Here is a 17,416-nt window from a genome sequence, read left to right as displayed (position 1 = left end):
TCAGGTGACACCATGAGCGAAAAAGTACTGGTTGCCGGCGTCGGCATGATCCCGTTCCGCAAGCCCAGCGACAGCCCGACCTATGTGCAGATGGGTGCCGAAGCGGTGCGTCGCGCCCTGGCCGATGCGGCGATCGATTACAGCCTGGTCCAGGAGGCTTACGCCGGTTACGTCTACGGCGATTCCACTTGCGGCCAGACCGTGCTTTACGAAGTCGGCATGACCGGGATCCCGGTGGTCAACGTCAACAACAACTGCTCGACCGGCTCCACCGCGTTGTACCTGGCGCGCAAGGCCATCGAATCCGGCTCGGCCGATTGCGTACTGGCGGTGGGTTTCGAGCAGATGCAGGCCGGCGCGTTGAAATCCCATTGGGACGACCGCCCGCCGACCCGCGAACGTTTCCTGCCGATCCTGCGTGGTCTCACCGCCGATATGGATGGCATGGCCCAGGCCATCCGTACCTTCGGTGGTGCCGGGCGCGAATACATACAGAAATACGGCGCCAAAATGGAAACCTTCGCCGCTGTGCGCGCCAAGGCCAGCCGTCATGCCGCCAACAACCCGCTTGCATTGTTTCGCAAGGTGCTCAGCGTCGAAGACGTGATGAACGACCCGGTGATTCTGCCAGGCGTGATGACCCGACTGATGGCCTGCCCGCCGACCTGTGGCGGCGCGGCGGCGATCCTGGTGTCCGAGCGTTTTGCGAAAAAACATGGCCTGCGCCGCGACGTGGAAATCGTCGCCCAGGCCATGACCACCGATACCCCTGAATCCTTCAACTTCGAAAAACCGTCGATGCTCGATTGGGTCGGCACCCACATGACCCACGCCGCCGTGGGCCAGGTGTACGAGAAGGCTGGCGTCGGTCCACAGGACATCGACGTCTGCGAACTGCACGACTGCTTCGCCCAGAACGAAGTGATCTGCTACGAGTCGCTGGGTTTCTGCCCCGAGGGCGGTGCCGAGAAGTTCGTGATGGATGGCGACAACACCTACGGCGGGCAGATCGTGATCAATCCGTCCGGCGGTCTGCTTTCCAAGGGGCATCCATTGGGCGCGACGGGTTTGGCGCAGTGCTACGAGCTGACCCAGCAATTGCGCGGCAACGCCGAGCAGCGTCAGGTCGATGGTGCGCGCCTGGCCATGGCCCATAACCTCGGGCTGGGCGGCGCATGCGTGGTGACGCTGTACGGCAAAGTCAGTGGAGGTGCCCAGTGAGCAGCTTGCTCGACGCCTTTCGCCTGACCGCGTTGCCGCCACACGCAGAAGCCTTTCGTGCCGAGGTCAAAACTTTTCTGGCCGAGCATCTGCCAAGGGTTTCGGCGGATGTACGAGCGCGCAGCTGGACCGGCTTCGATGCAGGTTTCAGTCGGCAACTGGCGCAGCGCGGCTGGGTCGGCCTGACCTTGCCCGCCGCTTATGGCGGTGCCGGGCTGGATGCGTTCAGTCGCTTCGTGCTGGTGGAGGAGCTGCTGTCTGCCGGTGCTCCGGTGGCGGCACACTGGATCGCCGACCGCCAGAGCGGGCCGTTGATCCTGAAGTTCGGCAGCGATGCACAGAAGGATTTTTTCCTGCCGCGCATCTGTGCCGGCCAGGCGTTTTTCTGCATCGGCATGAGCGAACCGAACTCGGGTTCGGACCTGGCCAGCGTGCGCAGCCGTGCCACCCGTTGCCCGGAAGGTTGGCGCCTGAGCGGGCGCAAGATCTGGACCACCAACGCCCATCACGCCGACTACATGATCGCCCTGGTGCGCACCAGTGGTGCGCCCGAGGACCGTCAAAACGGGCTGTCGCAATTCATCATCGACCTCAAGCAGCCAGGCATCAGCGTGCGTCCCATCGTTGACCTGGCCGGTGACGCGCATTTCTCTGAAGTGGCCTTCGACGACGTCTTGCTCGGCGAAGACGCTTTGGTGGGCGAGGAGGGCAGTGGCTGGAAACAGGTCAACGCCGAACTGGCGTTCGAGCGCAGCGGGCCGGAGCGTTTCTACTCCAGCATCGTGTTGCTCGACCTGTGGGCCGAGACATTGCGGCGCACGGGCGCGACGGCCCAGGAGACTGCGTTGCTCGGTAGTTTTCTCAGCCAGCTCACCTGCCTGCGCAACCTGTCGCTGGCACTGACCGCGTTGCTCGCACGGGGTGAAAGCCCGGTGGTGGAAGCCGCACTGGTCAAGGACATCGGCACCGAATTCGAGCAGGCGATCCCGGCGGCGATTGCCGCAGCGATCAGCGCCGATCCGGATGTACCGGTCGATGAGGCGCTCTACAGCACGGTCGCCTACCTGAACCAGGTAGCGCCGACCTTCTCGTTGCGCGGCGGCACCCGGGAAATCCTGCGCGGCATGATCGCCCGCGGCCTTGGCCTGCGTTGATGCACCTCCAACAGGAAATACTTCATGTTCACTGAAGCCATTGAAAAGATCCTCAGCGACTTGTGCACGCCGGCGCGGGTCCGTGCCGTGGAAAGCGCAGACAGCGCAGCGACGTTGTGGAGCGCCCTGGAAGACAGCGGTTTTCTCGAATTGCTGACGCAGGAAGTCGCCGGTGGAGCGGGCCTTGCGCTCAATGCACTGCTGCCGATTTTTGTCGCCTTCGGTCGCTGCGCGCTACCGGTCCCGGCGGCGCAAAGCATGGCCGCTCGCGCGTTGATGCGTGACTGCCCGAGCGCGCCACCGAGCGGCATGTTGACCCTGGCCGGTACAGGCCATCGCCAGCCCGATGGCCTGTTGTGCGTGCCGCGTGTGGCGTTTGGCTTGATGGCCGATTTCGCCCTGGTCAACCTGGAAGGCGAGTTGTTGCTGCTCGATTGCAGCCTGGCGCGCCGCCAGCCCACGGGCGTTCACGGCAGTCAATGCGCGACCTTGTACTGGTCGCAGGACTCACTCGGTAGCGCCATCGGCAATAACGGCGAGGAAGTACGGGTGTTCAACGCCGCCATCCACGCCGCTGCCATAGCCGGGGCCATGGAGCAGGCACTCGCCATGACGCTGGAGTACTGCAACGACCGCGTGCAGTTCGGCAAGGCCATCGGCAAGTTCCAGGCGGTGCAACACCAGCTCAGTGTGATGGCCGAGCAGGTTGCCGCTTCGCGCATCGCCGCTGAACTGGCGTTTGCCGGCGATTTGCAGGTGCCGCCGTTGATGGCGACGGCCATTGCCAAGGCGCGGACCAGCATGGCGGTGCCTCAAGTCACGGCCATCGCCCATGCATTGTTCGGCGCCATCGGCGTGACCGAAGAGCTGGACCTGCAACTGTTCACCCGGCGCCTGCACGAGTGGCGCATCAGCGAAGGTTCGGAAACTTACTGGAACGGGATTGTCGGCCAGGCGTTGCTGACGCAGCCGAACGTCACGGCCTGCGAATTCGTGCGTCACGTCACCCCGTTTCCCACTGCTTGAGAATCAGCCATGAACCCGTTTTTGAAATACGAACAGGAGGGTCATGTCGTCACCCTGACGATGAATGACCCCGAGCGACGCAATCCGCTGACTGGCAACAGTGCCGTGCAGGAATTTCTCGAAGCCATCGAGCGCATTGAGCGCGACAGCAGCGTGCGTGCAGTGATCATCACCGGCGCCGGCACTGCGTTTTGCTCCGGCGGCAACGTGCGCGACATGGACCGTTATGGGCAAATGTCGGGCATGCAATTGCGTCAGGAATATCGCACCGGCATTCAGCGCCTGCCCCTGGCGCTGTTCAATCTGGAAGTCCCGGTGATCGCCGCGGTCAATGGCGCGGCCATCGGCGCGGGGCTGGATCTGGCCTGCATGTGCGACATCCGCGTGGCGTCCGAGCAGGCGAAGTTTGCCGAGAGCTTCGTCAAGTTGGGGATCATTCCGGGGGACGGCGGCGCCTGGCTGTTGCCACGGATCATCGGTTTGTCCCGCGCCACCGAACTGACCCTGACCGGGCAAATGATCGACGCTCGCCAGGCCGAGCAATGGAACCTGGTGTCCCGCGTTGTTCCCGCCGAACAGTTGCTGGACACGGCACGGGAAATCGCCGCGTCGATTGCCGCCAACCCGCCTCACGCCGTGCGTCTGTCCAAGCGATTGTTGCGCGAAGCCTTGCACACCCGACTCGACACGCTGCTGGAAATGTCCGCGACGTTCCAGGTGCTGTCGCACCAGACCGCTGACCACCGCGAAGCCGTGGCGGCCTTTATCGACAAGCGCGTGCCGAGTTTTACCGGGTGAATGTCACCGAGCGTAACGCCGGGTTGTTACACCGCGCGAATCCTCGCGACCAACACCCCTTCAAATCACCCGTTCGGGTGTGAGGGACGGGCCGGAGCCCCACTAGCATGGGCTCCCCAACACTTAATCCTTAACCGGAGAAACCGCATGACAACAAAAACAATGCGCGGAGTCTTCCAGCCGAATCTGCTGGCCGTCGCTGTAATGGTTGCCACTTGCGCGAGCAATCAGGCTCACGCTGTTGATTTCAACATCGGGGAAATTCAGGGCAATTTCGATTCGTCGCTGTCGATGGGGGCAAGTTGGTCGACGGCTGATCCAGACAAGCAATTCATCTCCAACTTCAATTCACAGGGCGTTACCGGCGGTCAGTCCGCATCCCGGACCACCGACGACAACCGCCTGAATTTCAAGAAGGGTGAAACCTTCTCGAAGATCTTCAAGGGCGTGCATGACCTGGAGCTGAAGTACGGTGACAGCGGTGCTTTCGTGCGCGGTAAGTACTGGTATGACTTCGAGCTGATGGATGAGAGCCGCCCGTTCTATGACATCAACGACTCGGGGCGTGATCGCGCGGCCAAGTCCTCCGGCGCGATGTTCCTCGACAGCTTCGTCTACCACAACTACTCGATTGGCGATCAGGTCGGCAACGTGCGCCTGGGCAAGCAAGTGGTGAGCTGGGGCGAGAGTACCTTCATCGGCAACTCGATCAACAGCATCAACCCGATCGACGTCGCCGCCTTGCGTCGTCCCGGTGCGGAAGTGAAGGAAGGCCTGATTCCGGTCAACCTGCTCTACGTGTCCCAGGGCCTGGCCGACAACATCACCGCCGAAGCGTTTTACCAGCTGCAATGGGACAAGTCGGTGGTGGACAACTGCGGCACGTTCTTTGGCAATGACGGTGTACCGCAAGGCTGTGACGATCGCCTGGTGATCGCCGGTCTCGACCTGCCACCGGGCGTGGCGAAGAACACCGGTGGTTTGGCGGCCATTGCCGCAGGCACCGATGATGCCTTTATCCCGCGCCTGAACGACAACGATGCACGCGACAGCGGCCAGTATGGCCTGGCCCTGCGCTGGTACGTGCCGGAAGCGAACGACACCGAGTTCGGCGCCTATGCGATGAACTATCACAGCCGCAACCCGTACCTGAGCATCAACCAGATGAGCAACCCGGCCGGGGGCGTGGCTTCGGCGCGCAGTGCCCGCTACTTCATCGATTATCCGGAAGACATTCGCCTGTATGGCTTGAGCTTCCAGACCAACGTCGCGGGCGTTTCGCTGGGGGGTGAACTCAGCTACCGGCCGAACATGCCGCTGCAACTGAACACCGCCGACCTGTTGTCCGCCGCGACCTTCGGCGCCACATCGCCCTTGATCACCACCGGTTTCGCCGGGCGCACCCTGGGTGGCGAAGTCAATGGCTACAAGCGCATGCCGGTGACCCAGGCGCAGGTGACCGCCACGCAGTTCTTCGATCAGGTGTTCGGTGCCAGTCGCCTGACCCTGGTGGGCGAGGTGGGTTACAACAAGATCAACGGCCTGGGCAAGGCGGACGGTACGGACCTGCGCTTCGGTCGCAGCCCGGCCTTCGGTTCCGGCGAACTGCCGGGTGCTGCGGGTGCCGCCACTTGCCGTGGCAGCGCAGCGGGCCAGCCCAACGCCAGCAACCCGGCGCAGGAGTGCAACAACAATGGCTTCTACACCAGCAGCAGCTGGGGCTATCGCCTGCGCGGCAAGCTCGATTACCCGAACGCGATCGCCGGTATCAACCTGTCGCCGAACCTTGCCTGGTCTCACGACGTCCAGGGTTACGGCCCGAACTTCGATGAAGGTTCCAAGGCGGTCAGCCTCGGTGTCGATGCCGACTACCAGAACACCTACACCGCCAGCCTCAGTTACACCAACTACTTCGGTGGCGATTTCAATACCAACGTCGACCGCGACTACGCCGCGCTCAGCTTCGGCGTGAATTTCTGATGCAACCCTGCCAGAGGAAACTGAACATGAACGCACGTTTAATTCTGCGCGCCGGCGCACTGAGTCTGTCGTTGCTGGCCACAGGGGTCATGGCCGCTGTCACCCCGCAGGAAGCAGCCCAGCTGGGTACCACCCTGACGCCGTTGGGGGCACAGAAAGAGGGCAATGCCAACGGCAGCATTCCTGCCTGGACCGGTGGCCTCAAGCCCGGTGCGGCGCCGCTCGACAATGGATTTCTTGGCGATCCGTTTGCCAGTGACAAGCCGCAGTTCGTGATCACGGCAGCCAACGTCGAGCAGTACAAGGACAAGCTGACCCCGGGGCAACTGGCGATGTTCAAGCGTTATCCGGACAGCTACAAGATCCCGGTGTACAAGACCCAACGCACGGCGGCGTCGCCACAGGACATCTATGACCTCGCCAAAAAGAGTGCGGTGACCACCGAGCTGACCCCCGACGGCAACGGCCTGGTGAACTTCACCCAGACCCGCTATTACCCGTTCCCGATTCCAAAGAGCGGTGTGGAGGTGTACTGGAACCACACCAACCGCTATCGCGGCGGCAACATGGAACGTATCGCGGCCCAGGCGGCACCGCAAACCAACGGTTCCTATTCCATCGTCGAGTACGAAGACAAACTGGCCTTCCCGCAATTGATGGAAGGCGTCGATGCCGGGCAGGCCGATAACGTTTTGTACTACTACAAACAGGAAATCACCGCACCGTCGCGCATGGCCGGCAGCGTGATCCTGATCCACGAGACCATCGACCAGGTCAAGGAACCGCGCCTGGCATGGGTCTACAACGCCGGTCAGCGCCGCGTGCGCCGTGCACCGCAAGTGGCGTATGACGGCCCGGGCAACGGATCCGACGGCATGCGCACCGCCGACAACACCGACATGATGAACGGCGCGCCGGATCGTTATGACTGGAAACTGGTGGGCAAACAGGAACTGTACATCCCGTACAACAACTACAAGTTGCAGTCGCCGAAGGTCAAGTACGACGACATCATCAAGCCGGGGCACATCAACCAGGACCTGACCCGTTACGAGTTGCACCGCGTGTGGCACGTGCAGGCCACGCTCAAGCCCGGTCAACGCCATGTCTATGCCAAGCGCGATATGTACTTCGACGAGGACACCTGGCAACTGGCCGAGGTCGATCACTATGACGGCCGCGGGCAGCTGTGGCGAGTGGCGGAAGGTTATGCGGTCAATGATTACGAGCGCGGTTCGTCGAACTTCTCCATGCTCGGCATCTACGACCTGATCGCCGGTCGCTACAACGTCCTGGCGATGACCAACCAGTCCAGGCATGCGACGACGTACGGCATGACCGCGAAGATGACCGACTTCACCCCGGCTGCGCTGCGCAACGACGGCATTCGCTGACCCTTTGTCCGCTTGAGACAACGCCCTGTTCGCAGGGCGTTGTGCGTTGTGCTACGCCTACCACCTGATGCGGGTGGCGCGTTATCCGGCGGCGGGCTCAATGATGGTGCTTACTCCCCATCAGCGAGGTCCGCCATGTTTGTGCCACGGCCGCATCTGATCGATGCACTTGAGGGCAAGCAGTGCCGCTTGCAACTGCTTTGTGCGCCTGCCGGGTATGGAAAGACGTCCTTGTTGCAACAGTACTTGCAAGGCATTGCGCCGCAGGGGGCGGTGGTCTGGATGGCTTTGGGCGGACAGCGGCTGACGCTGGAGCGCTTTATTGCAACGTTGGCGGGGGCGCTTGGGTTGCCGGTGGATACTGCACCGGATGGGGTATTGGCGTTTCTCGATTCAGGACTCTCGGTGCCTGTTACGTCTCTTTCGCGAGCAGGCTCGCTCCCACAGGGGGACGAGGGCAACTGTGGGAGCGAGCCTGCTCGCGAAGGGGCCAACGAATCCAGCCCGATCCGCCTGGTGTTCGACGACCTTCCCGTGGATATGCCCGACGACCTCAACCACTGGTTCGACCAACTCCTGTCTCTCAAAAACCCGCAGATGCAGGTGCTGGTCACCTGCCGCCAACGTCCGGACTGGAACCTGCCGCGTCTGATGCTGACCGGCCAGCTGCTGGAGTTCGGTGCCCGGCAACTGGCCCTGCGCCCCGATGAGTTCGAATCGCTGATTGATGCCCTTGCGCCACACACCGATGCGCTGGCCAGGGGAATACTCTGGCAGGAGACAGGCGGGTGGTGCGCCGGTGTTCGCCTGTCGCTTTCGCTGGATCATGCCCAGCCATCGCCATTGCTCGGCCAATACCTGGAGCGTGAACTGTTGTCGCGCTTGAGTGACGAGCAGCGTGAAGTGATGGGCGGACTGGCACATTTGTCCCGCGTCAGGGCGGATTTCTGCGAACAGCTATGGGAAGGCCGGCAAGCGGCCCGGGTGTTCAACAGTCTGTTGGAATGCCAGGCCTTTGTGTTCCCGCTCGAGCAGCAACCCGGCTGGTTCCGTCTGCTACCCGCGGTGGCGCAAACCCTGCAAAGCCACTTGAGCGGTGCGCCGTTGAACCGGCTGCGCCTGCGGGCCTGTCAGCTGCTCAGCGTGCTCGGGCATGTCGACGACGCCGTGGAGCAGGCGCTGTGTGCCGATCAACCTGAAGTGGCCGCCAATTACATGGAGCGCCTGTGGCTGAGCTGGATCCTCAGTGAGCGGCACTTGAGCAAACTGATGGACTGGCGCGAGCGCATCGAGCCGCAGTTGCTGCACAGCAGCCCGCGTCTGATCTATCTGTGCGCCAAGGCTTTGCTGTTCAGTGGGCGGCTGGACGAAGCCGCCGAGTGCCTGGCACGTCTGGGGCATTTTTTGCCGTTGCCCGACCCGGTACGCAATCAACGCCTGTTGGCGAACTGGCAGGCGTTGTTTGGCACCTTGCAGGCATTGCGGGGACATACCGGGCCGGCGCGCCTGCATTGCCGTGCAGCCCTTGATTATCTGGTAGGCGAGGACTGGTTGTCGGTGCTGTTGTGCCATTGCATCCTGGCGCGCGTTGCCATGGAGACTGGCGATCTTGCACAAGCGCAAACCTTGCTCGATCAGTCGCTGGAGCTGGCCCGACGCCAGGGCAGTCATGAATCGGAAGTGCTGGTCAATGCCGACCGGGTCCGCCTGATGATGCTCAGGGGACAATCGGGTTTTGCCCAGGCACTGTTGCGCACTGAGCTGGACCGGCTGGCCCCGGTCCCGTCGCAGCCTTATCCGTTGCTCGGGCGGCTGCTGTTCCTGCGCGGCGAGTTGTTGCTGCAACAAGGGCATTGCAGCGAAGCCGAAGTGGTGATCCAGGCGGGGTTGCTGCAGGTCCGCGATTGCTGCGCACCCTTTGTACTCAATGCCTATCTGCTGCTCGCAGAGATTGCTTCGCGCAACCACGACCCGGTAAAGGCTCATCTGCTGCTGCATGAGGCCGAGCGGCGCATGCAGTGGGGCAAGATCGACAGCGCCTTGTATCAGGCACCGATTGCCCGGCAGAAAGAACGCATTCTGGCCCGTGAACAGCCAGCGGAAACTGGCCAGGCGTCGGTCACTCGTCTCTCTACGGGTGTGCCGGATTACCAGGATGACCTGACCCCCCGCGAGGTGTCGGTGCTCAAGTTGCTGGCCGAGGGCATGTCGGTACGCGAAGTGGGCAGCCGCTTGTTCATCTCGGAAAACACCGTGAAAACCCACGCCAAGAACATCAACGTCAAGCTCGGCGCCTGCCGTCGCACCCAGGCCATCAACAGCGCCAAGGCCATGGGCATCCTCGCCTGAATCCATCGCCGTGACACCACCCACCTGATCCGGGTGGCGGCGCGGCGCCCGCGATGATCAACCATGCAGCCAGACCCTGTGCATTGCCGCCCGGCCGTGGCCGCGCCCTGACAAAAAACAAGAGAGGTAGTGATGAGCGCCATCGAGAGTTCGACGAGCTGTGACATCCGCACGATCCTGGAAAAACAACGCGCGGCCTTGCTGGACCGCGAACCCTATACCCTTGAAGAGCGCTGTGAGTTGCTCGACCGGGCCATCGGTTTGCTGGTCAATCACGAACAGGACATCATCGAGGCCCTGACCGCCGATTTCGGTCATCGCAGCCCGGGTTTCTCCAAGGGCAGTGAAGTGCTGTCGCCACTGGTGACACTGCAGCAGACCAAAGCCGAACTGGCCGAATGGATGCACCCGGAACAGCGTCAGGCCCGCACCGGCGAAGCCTGGGTGCAATACCAGCCGCTGGGTGTCGTGGGCATCGTCACGGCCTGGAACGTCCCTGGCTACATGGTGTTCAGCGGGCTGGCCGGCGCATTGGCGGCGGGCAACCGGGTGATGATCAAACCGTCGGAATTCACCCCGCATACGTCGGCGCTGATCGCGCGGCTGATCCGTTCGGTCTACGCCGAAGACGAAGTGGCGGTGGTCCTGGGCGGTGCCGACGTCGGGCAGGCGTTCTGCGGCCAGCCGTTCGACCATTTGCTGTTCACCGGTGCCACCAGCATCGGCAAGCATGTGCTACGGGCAGCGGCAGAGAACCTGGTGCCGGTGACCCTGGAGCTGGGCGGCAAGTCGCCAACGATCATCTCGCGTTCGGCAAACTTCAACGAGGCGGTGGCCAAGGTCGTGATCGGCAAACTGCTCAATGCCGGTCAGTTGTGCGTGGCTCCGGACTACGTGTTTGTCCCGCAGGAGTCGGTAGAGGCTTTCATCGCCGTGGCCAAAGCCGTGGTATCGAAGTTCTTCCCGACGCTCAAGGACAACCCCGACTACACCTCCATCATCAACACCCGTCATTTCGAGCGTTTGCAGGGTTACCTGAGCGAGGCCCGCGCCGCCGGTGTCGAGCTGATCGAACTGAATGCCGGCGCTGAAGATTTCAGCCAGTCGCCGCTGAACAAGATCGTACCGACGCTGCTGCGCAATCCCGGCGACGATCTGCAGGTGATGCAGGACGAAATCTTCGGTCCGCTGCTGCCGATCAAACCCTACGAAACCCTCAGCGAAGTCATCGCCCAGATCAATGCGCGGCCGCGTCCGCTGGCCTTGTACTACTTCGGCAACGATGCCGCCGAAGAAGCCCTGGTGCTCAGCCGTACCTGCTCCGGCGGCGTGACCCTCAACGGCGTGATGAGCCATGCCAGCACCGAAGGCCTGCCATTCGGCGGCGTCGGCCAGAGCGGCATGGGGGCCTATCACGGCATCGACGGTTTCCGCACCTTCAGCCATGCCAAAGCCGTTTTGCGTACAGCGGCCAACCCGGCCTGAACCCCACATCATTGTCGAGAGAACTGTCATGAAAGCTGCCGTATTCCATCAGGTTGGAGCCCCGCTGGTCATTGAAGAAGTGGGCATCAGCAAACCGGGTCCGCGTGAAGTGTTGATCCGCACCAAAGCCGTGGGGGTGTGCCACTCGGACCTGCACGTCATTGACGGCTCGTTTCCGTATCCCGGCCCGATGGTGTTGGGGCATGAAGCTGCCGGTGTGGTCGAACAGGTCGGTTCCGAAGTGCGCTCGGTCAAGCCCGGCGATCATGTGGTCACCTGCCTGACGGTGTTCTGCGGCCATTGCGAACACTGCGTGACCGGCCACCTGGCGCGTTGCGTGTCACCGGAAACCAAACGTGACAAGGACGAAGAGCCGCGCCTGACCTACGTGCACAAACCGATGCCGCAATTCGTCAACCTGTCCGGGTTCGCCGAGCAGATGCTGGTGCACGAAAACGCCTGTGTGGCGATCCGTCGCGACATGCCGTTGGACCGCGCCGCATTGCTCGGTTGCGCGGTGACCACCGGCACCGGCGCGGTATTCAACACCGCCAAAGTGCGTCCGGGCGAGACCGTGGCCGTGATCGGTTGCGGTGGCATCGGTCTGGCGGCCATCAACGGCGCGGCACTGGCCGGGGCAGGGCGGATCATCGCTATCGACATGCTCGACTCGAAGCTGGAACTGGCCAAACAATTCGGTGCCACTGACCTGATCAACGGCCGGGACGGCGATGCCGCCAAGCAAGTGATGGAACTGACCCGTGGCGGTGTGCACCACGCCTTCGAATGCATTGGCCTCAAGCAGACCGCCGAGCAAGCGTTTGCCATGTTGGCGCGCGGCGGTACCGCTACCGTGATCGGCATGCTCAAGCCCGGCCTGAAAATCGAGCTGGACCCGCTGCAACTGCTGCACGAACGCCGTATCCAGGGTTCGTTGATGGGTTCCAACCGCTTCCCGGTCGACATGCCACGCCTGGTCGACTTCTACATGGCCGGCAAGCTCAAGCTCGATGAAATGATTTCCCAGCGCATTCGTCTGGACCAGATCAACGAGGCGTTCGATGAGCTGCGTCGCGGTGAACTGGCGCGTTCGGTGATTGTTTTCGATTGATAAGCCCCGTCATTTCCTTGTAGGAGCGAGCTTGCTCGCGAAAAACCCGAGAACGCCGCGGGGAGTCAGGAAGCCAGCGTTATCGTTGGAGACCATCGCGAGCAAGCTCGCTCCTACAGGGGGTGTGGGTAAGCCCCAATGCTTTTGGAGTGGATGGATGGACATTGATTTCACTGCGCACGAGCGCGCGTTTCGCGAGGACGTGCGCGCGTTTCTTCGTGATCACCTACCCGTTGAATTCGCCGAGCGGATTGCCCTGGGCAAGCGCCTGAGCAAAGCGCATCAGGTGCAATGGATGCGCACACTCAACCGGCAAGGCTGGCTCGCGCCGGGCTGGCCGGTCGAGTTCGGTGGTACCGGTTGGAGCGATGTGCAAAAACATATTTTTGACGAGGAATGCTTCGCGGCCGGGGCGCCGAAAGTATCTTCCTTCGGTTTGAAAATGGTTGCCCCGGTGATCATCAAGTTCGGCACCGCCGAGCAGAAAGCACACTTCCTGCCGCGGATTCTTTCCTGTGAAGACTGGTGGTGCCAGGGCTACTCCGAACCGGGTGCCGGCTCTGATCTGTCGTCATTGAAAACCCGTGCGGTGCGCGAGGGCGATGACTACGTGGTCAACGGCCAGAAAACCTGGACCACGCTGGCGCATTTCGCCGACTGGATGTTCTGCCTGGTGCGCACCGACCCCGAGGCGCGTCAGCAACGGGGCATTTCGTTCCTGCTGATCGACATGAAAACGCCCGGCATTACCGTGCGGCCGATCATCACCCTGGATGGCGAGCATGAAGTCAACGAAGTGTTCTTCGACAACGTGCGGGTGCCGGTGGCGAATCGGGTCGGGCAGGAGAATGAGGGCTGGACCTGCGCCAAGTACCTGTTGACCCACGAGCGCACCAGCATCGGCGGGATCGCGCAGAACAAGGCATTGCTCACCCGGCTCAAGCGCATTGCCAGCCAGGAAGTCCGCGATGGCCGGCCACTGATCGACGACCCGTTGTTCCGCACGCAGATCGCTGAAGTCGAGATGCAGTTGATGGCGGCCGAAATGAGCAGCCTGCGAACCCTGGCGGCTACACAAAACGGCGAAGTCCCCGGCGCCGAAAGCTCGTTCCTGAAGATCAAGGGCACCGAGATCCGGCAGGCGATTACCTACCTGATCAGCAAGGCCGTGGGGCCGTACGCGTTGCCGTTCATTGAGGATGAGCTGGGTTACGGCAGCGAACCCTTGCTGTACACCGACTACAGCAGCGCGGCCACCTACCAGTATCTGGATGCGCGCAAGGCCTCGATTTATGGCGGCGCCAACGAAATCCAGAAGAACATCATCGCGAAAATGATCCTCGAACTGTAAGGCGCCCCGATCATGGATTTCAAACTGACAGAAGAGCAACTGATGCTGCAGGAAACCGCCGCGCGCCTGGTGCGTGACGTGTATGGTTTTGAGCGTCGCGAGCAATACCGCCAGAGCAGACACGGTTTCAGCGACCCGTTCATGCAGCAACTGGGCGACCTCGGCCTCTGCGCCGTGCCCTTTGCCGAAGCCTATGGCGGCTATGGTGGCAGCGGTGTGGAGAACATGCTGATCATGACCGAGCTGGGCCGCGGTCTGTGCCTGGAACCTTTCCTGCATTCGGTGATTTTCGCCGGAGGCCTGGTCGACCAGTTGGGCACCGCCGCCCAGAAAGACACGCTGTTGCCGCAGGTCGGCAGCGCCAGCCTGCAACTGGCCGTGGCCCTCGATGAGCCGCAGAGTCACTACCAGTTGCACGATGTTCAGACGACCGCCGAGGCGGTCAGCGGCGGCTGGAAGCTCAATGGCCGCAAGTCGGTGATCATCGGTGGTCAGAGCGCCGGGCTGATTCTGTTGTCGGCGCGCACCAGCCACGGGGCTCGGGACGAGAAGGGCATCACGCTGTTTCTGGTCGACCCGCAAGACCGCGGCGTCGGTCGACGCGACTTCGCCACCCAGGATGGGCGGATGGCCTGCGAGCTGTACCTGGAAGACGTGTTCGTCAAAAGCAGTGCGGTACTCGGCGAAGTGGGGCAGGCCTTGCCGGCGCTGCGCTATCAGCAGGGCCGGTGCATCGCCGCGCAATGCGCCGAGGCCGTTGGCAGCATGGAAGCGGCGTGCGCGTTGACCCTCGACTACCTGAAAACCCGCCAGCAGTTCGGTCAGCCCATCGGCAAGTTCCAGGTGCTGCAACACCGTATGGTGGACATGCGCATCGAGCTGGACCAGGCCACGTCCATGACACTGCTCGCTGCCTGCGTGGCCGACCAGGCGGACAGTGACGAACGCAGCCGTATCCTCGCCGCCGCCAAGTTCATCGTCAGTCGCGCCAGCCGCTTTGTCGCCGACCAGGGTATCCAGTTGCACGGCGGTATCGGCCTGACCTGGGAGTACATGCTGTCGCACCACGCCAGGCATTTGCTGATGGTGGCGCGTCAGTTTGGCGATGACGATCACCATTTGCAGGCTTACGCGAAGTTGATGCAGGTGGCGTGAGGCATACCCCAACCGCGAGGCTATCGCCGCCCGCCACGTTAGAACGTACCTGTGCGCACCTCGCCGCTGCGGGTATAGCGGGCGATCAGCACCCCCCCGGGCGAGCTGATCGAGTTCAGCAAGGTGAAGGCCGCCGTCTGTGCGTTGTCGTCGAACAGGCGCTTGCCGCGTCCCAGCAGGATGGGGTGAATCATCAGCCGCAACTCGTCCACCAGGCCGGCGGCGAGCAGTTGGCGCACCAGGTCGCCGCTGCCTTGGGTCAGTAGCCGAGGACCGTCCTGGCGCTTGAGCGCGCTGATCGCGTCGACCAGGTTGCCCGGCAGCGCGTGACTGTTGTGCCACTCCAGCGAATCGCCGCGATGGGTGGCCACGTGCTTGGGCACGTCGTTGAACAGATCGGCAATGGTGTGGTGGGGTGAGTCGGCCGAAGCGTGCGGCCAATAGGCGGCGAAGATGTCGTAGGTACGACGCCCCAGCAACAACTCGAACGGTTGCGAGAACAGGTCCTGTACGGCCTGGCCGGTTGTCTGGTCGGCGTAGGGCACGATCCAGCCACCGAAGCGGAATCCGCCACTGGTGTCCTCTTCAGGCCCGCCGGGCGCTTGCATGACGCCGTCCAGACTGACGAACGCGGCAACGGTCAGTGTGCGCATGCTTTTCTCCTGATTCGTCCTGGTCAAAGAGGTTAGACAGGGGCGTCTGCGATTGGTTGAGACATCCCCTGCCGGATAGTCGAACCTCTATTTGAATATTCCAGCGCCGTAACCAGCGGCGATGACAATGAGTGCAAGAAAACAGATCAATTGTAGGCAAAAGAAGGTAAACCGAACCGCCACGAAGCTATCGGTCTGCACATGGGATACGTGAACCAGAGACTGACACACACGAGCGATCAGGACGATCATGGACAAGTAGCTCACCGCAGGGCCGTCGACACCCAGGGCTGAAATCACGAACACGATGACGCCAAAGACCGGCAGGTTTTCCACACAGTTGGCGTGTGCTCTTGTCCCGCGCCGGTACCAATCCTCGCCTTCGAGCTGATCGCTTAGGAAAGAAGCGATCGGAACATTCGAGAACAGGATTCTGACCCAGCGATAGACCCCTACGGTTGCCATCAACAGCAGTAAAGTCCAGGTCGCAAATCCAAGCAGCATCCACATCGGAATCGTCATGGCGGCCATCGTCAATCCATCATTTTCAGCACGTCATCCCGCTGTCGCGCGACCGACACGCGGTCGGTCGCCCCCTGTCGATCATTGGCCCATGATGGGTGCCAGTGCGATCTGGACCCTGGACATCTGTGCCGGGGTTGTCATTCGCGCAAGCAGCCGGCCAAAGTGCGGATGCTGTACGCCCGAGACAATGTATTGCCAGCGGTAGGCGCTCAGCACGCAGGCCTTGATTTGCAAGATCTCATCGGCACTGAACGATCGTGAAGCATTTCCCATGAAGTAGTCGGCATCGGCTGCCGATTGTGCCTGCAGGATCGCGTCGACGGCCGCCACCAGGGCAATCAGATCGTTCACGGCCTGGTCGCGCTCGCCTGGCGTGAGTTTCGCGTGCTCCGCTTCCCACTCCAGTTCATCGAGGACGACGTGCCGGCTTTCATCCTTCCAGTGAAACTTGAAGACGTCCTTGAACAGTGGGCACAACTCCTCGCGCGGGGCGATGCTCTGCACGTAGTGCGTCTGAACGAACAGCTCGATATGACAGGTCAGCGCCAGTACTGCCCAGGTGCTGGCCGCCAGAACCGCGCGGGCCACATCGTTCGGATCGGCAACCTGACGGTATCCCGCTGGCAATCGAGTACCCATCATCGTCTCAATGCGCCGGAACAGCTCCTGATGCTTGATCTCGTCGTTGGAAAAACGCACCAGCGCTTCGAGTGCGAGTTGATCGTCAAATACATGGGCCCGACCCTGGTCGAGCATCTTGGCACTGATAAAGCGCTCGACCAGGCCAAAAATGTACGCATAGGTTCGACCCTGAATCTGGCTGAGCAGGCGTGCCTCCTCTGCGCCGAGGAAGGTCAGGCGGTCGATATGCGATAGGCCGTCGGGCAAGAATTTGCGCGAGAAGTCGAAGCTGCGGTCCTGCAGCAAGTCGCGGTCGATCTGCCATTCCGCTTTCTTCGAGGATCTGACAAGTTGCGCATAACGGGCGGCGTTGCCCGAATCCGGGCGGGGCAGGGTAGCGGCGGTGTTCATACTGATCTCCGGCTGGCGTGGTCGAGTTGGAATGGGCCAATCAGGGTTAACGCGGGAGTCAATGACAATCGGTGATGCCTCTGGGGATCGTCTCGATCACTGAGTCCACGTTGGTGCTAATCTAGGCCTCGCCGTTCAGGCGGCGAATGACCAGTGCGCCTGATTACTTGCTCCGGACTCCG

General features: G+C 62.0%; 14 protein-coding genes. 11 read left to right on the top strand and 3 right to left on the bottom strand.

Translation table 11 applies throughout. From position 1 onward, the window contains the following. Positions 1-12: 12 nt before the first annotated feature. The 11 genes from Q8X48_RS21015 to Q8X48_RS20965 all read left to right on the top strand — a co-directional run bounded on the left by Q8X48_RS21015 (position 13) and on the right by Q8X48_RS20965 (position 15,024). Positions 13-1,221: a lipid-transfer protein gene (locus tag Q8X48_RS21015; protein WP_407801851.1), complete on the top strand. Its 1,209-nt coding sequence runs from the start codon at positions 13-15 to the stop codon at positions 1,219-1,221. Further along, a complete protein-coding gene (locus tag Q8X48_RS21010) occupies positions 1,218-2,375 on the top strand; it encodes an acyl-CoA dehydrogenase family protein (protein WP_407801850.1) in 1,158 nt (385 codons plus the stop codon). Before Q8X48_RS21015 ends, Q8X48_RS21010 begins: the two co-directional genes overlap by 4 nt. Positions 2,376-2,399: 24 nt before the next feature. Next, positions 2,400-3,401: an acyl-CoA dehydrogenase family protein gene (locus Q8X48_RS21005; RefSeq protein ID WP_407801849.1), complete on the top strand. Its 1,002-nt coding sequence runs from the start codon at positions 2,400-2,402 to the stop codon at positions 3,399-3,401. Positions 3,402-3,410: 9 nt separating this feature from the next. Then, positions 3,411-4,199, top strand: a complete 789-nt coding sequence (locus Q8X48_RS21000; RefSeq protein ID WP_407801848.1) for a crotonase/enoyl-CoA hydratase family protein — start codon at positions 3,411-3,413, stop codon at positions 4,197-4,199. Between the two features lie 147 nt (positions 4,200-4,346). After that, positions 4,347-6,179 (top strand): DUF1302 domain-containing protein, encoded by a 1,833-nt coding sequence (locus Q8X48_RS20995; RefSeq protein ID WP_407801847.1) that lies wholly within the window; start codon positions 4,347-4,349, stop codon positions 6,177-6,179. A 26-nt stretch (positions 6,180-6,205) separates the two neighbouring features. After that, positions 6,206-7,573: a DUF1329 domain-containing protein gene (locus tag Q8X48_RS20990; RefSeq protein WP_407801846.1), complete on the top strand. Its 1,368-nt coding sequence runs from the start codon at positions 6,206-6,208 to the stop codon at positions 7,571-7,573. Between the two features lie 135 nt (positions 7,574-7,708). Next, complete coding sequence (locus tag Q8X48_RS20985; protein WP_407801845.1) at positions 7,709-9,922, top strand: LuxR C-terminal-related transcriptional regulator; 2,214 nt, start codon at positions 7,709-7,711, stop codon at positions 9,920-9,922. 132 nt (positions 9,923-10,054) lie between these two features. Continuing rightward, the gene (locus Q8X48_RS20980) at positions 10,055-11,407 is read left to right on the top strand and encodes a coniferyl aldehyde dehydrogenase (RefSeq protein WP_407801844.1); all 1,353 of its coding nucleotides are present in this window, start codon (positions 10,055-10,057) and stop codon (positions 11,405-11,407) included. Positions 11,408-11,435: 28 nt separating this feature from the next. Continuing rightward, positions 11,436-12,518, top strand: coding sequence for a Zn-dependent alcohol dehydrogenase (locus tag Q8X48_RS20975; protein WP_015094637.1), 1,083 nt, complete (start codon positions 11,436-11,438; stop codon positions 12,516-12,518). Positions 12,519-12,675: 157 nt separating this feature from the next. Beyond that, on the top strand, positions 12,676-13,869 hold the full coding sequence (locus Q8X48_RS20970) for an acyl-CoA dehydrogenase family protein (protein WP_015094638.1): 1,194 nt from the start codon (positions 12,676-12,678) through the stop codon (positions 13,867-13,869). A 12-nt stretch (positions 13,870-13,881) separates the two neighbouring features. Next, the gene (locus Q8X48_RS20965) at positions 13,882-15,024 is read left to right on the top strand and encodes an acyl-CoA dehydrogenase family protein (RefSeq protein WP_407801843.1); all 1,143 of its coding nucleotides are present in this window, start codon (positions 13,882-13,884) and stop codon (positions 15,022-15,024) included. Between the two features lie 38 nt (positions 15,025-15,062). Here Q8X48_RS20965 and Q8X48_RS20960 read toward each other — a convergent pair whose 3' ends face one another. The 3 genes from Q8X48_RS20960 to Q8X48_RS20950 form a co-directional block, all read right to left on the bottom strand. Then, complete coding sequence (locus tag Q8X48_RS20960; protein WP_407801842.1) at positions 15,063-15,677, bottom strand: dihydrofolate reductase family protein; 615 nt, start codon at positions 15,675-15,677, stop codon at positions 15,063-15,065. 87 nt (positions 15,678-15,764) lie between these two features. After that, a complete protein-coding gene (locus Q8X48_RS20955; protein WP_407801881.1) occupies positions 15,765-16,199 on the bottom strand; it encodes an MAPEG family protein in 435 nt (144 codons plus the stop codon). Positions 16,200-16,280: 81 nt separating this feature from the next. Next, positions 16,281-17,234: a hypothetical protein gene (locus Q8X48_RS20950; RefSeq protein WP_407801841.1), complete on the bottom strand. Its 954-nt coding sequence runs from the start codon at positions 17,232-17,234 to the stop codon at positions 16,281-16,283. Positions 17,235-17,416 lie beyond the last annotated feature (182 nt).

It is taken from the genome of Pseudomonas sp. QLc11A (genome assembly GCF_052112305.1).
In the GTDB taxonomy this organism is placed as follows: Bacteria; Pseudomonadota; Gammaproteobacteria; order Pseudomonadales; family Pseudomonadaceae; genus Aquipseudomonas; species Aquipseudomonas laurylsulfatiphila.
The sequence above is the reverse complement of the archived record's forward strand: the minus strand, read 5'-3'. Positions and strand labels throughout refer to the sequence as shown.

Bases quoted from the DNA above. Each gene is read 5' to 3' on its own strand.
- Q8X48_RS21015 (WP_407801851.1), top strand. From the start codon at position 13: ATGAGCGAAAAAGTACTGGTTGCCGGCGTCGGCATGATCCCGTTCCGC.
- Q8X48_RS21005 (WP_407801849.1), top strand. From the start codon at position 2,400: ATGTTCACTGAAGCCATTGAAAAGATCCTCAGCGACTTGTGCACGCCG.
- Q8X48_RS21000 (WP_407801848.1), top strand. From the start codon at position 3,411: ATGAACCCGTTTTTGAAATACGAACAGGAGGGTCATGTCGTCACCCTG.
- Q8X48_RS20995 (WP_407801847.1), top strand. From the start codon at position 4,347: ATGACAACAAAAACAATGCGCGGAGTCTTCCAGCCGAATCTGCTGGCC.
- Q8X48_RS20990 (WP_407801846.1), top strand. From the start codon at position 6,206: ATGAACGCACGTTTAATTCTGCGCGCCGGCGCACTGAGTCTGTCGTTG.
- Q8X48_RS20985 (WP_407801845.1), top strand. From the start codon at position 7,709: ATGTTTGTGCCACGGCCGCATCTGATCGATGCACTTGAGGGCAAGCAG.
- Q8X48_RS20980 (WP_407801844.1), top strand. From the start codon at position 10,055: ATGAGCGCCATCGAGAGTTCGACGAGCTGTGACATCCGCACGATCCTG.
- Q8X48_RS20975 (WP_015094637.1), top strand. From the start codon at position 11,436: ATGAAAGCTGCCGTATTCCATCAGGTTGGAGCCCCGCTGGTCATTGAA.
- Q8X48_RS20970 (WP_015094638.1), top strand. From the start codon at position 12,676: ATGGACATTGATTTCACTGCGCACGAGCGCGCGTTTCGCGAGGACGTG.
- Q8X48_RS20965 (WP_407801843.1), top strand. From the start codon at position 13,882: ATGGATTTCAAACTGACAGAAGAGCAACTGATGCTGCAGGAAACCGCC.
- Q8X48_RS20960 (WP_407801842.1), bottom strand. From the start codon at position 15,677: ATGCGCACACTGACCGTTGCCGCGTTCGTCAGTCTGGACGGCGTCATG.
- Q8X48_RS20955 (WP_407801881.1), bottom strand. From the start codon at position 16,199: ATGACGATTCCGATGTGGATGCTGCTTGGATTTGCGACCTGGACTTTA.
- Q8X48_RS20950 (WP_407801841.1), bottom strand. From the start codon at position 17,234: ATGAACACCGCCGCTACCCTGCCCCGCCCGGATTCGGGCAACGCCGCC.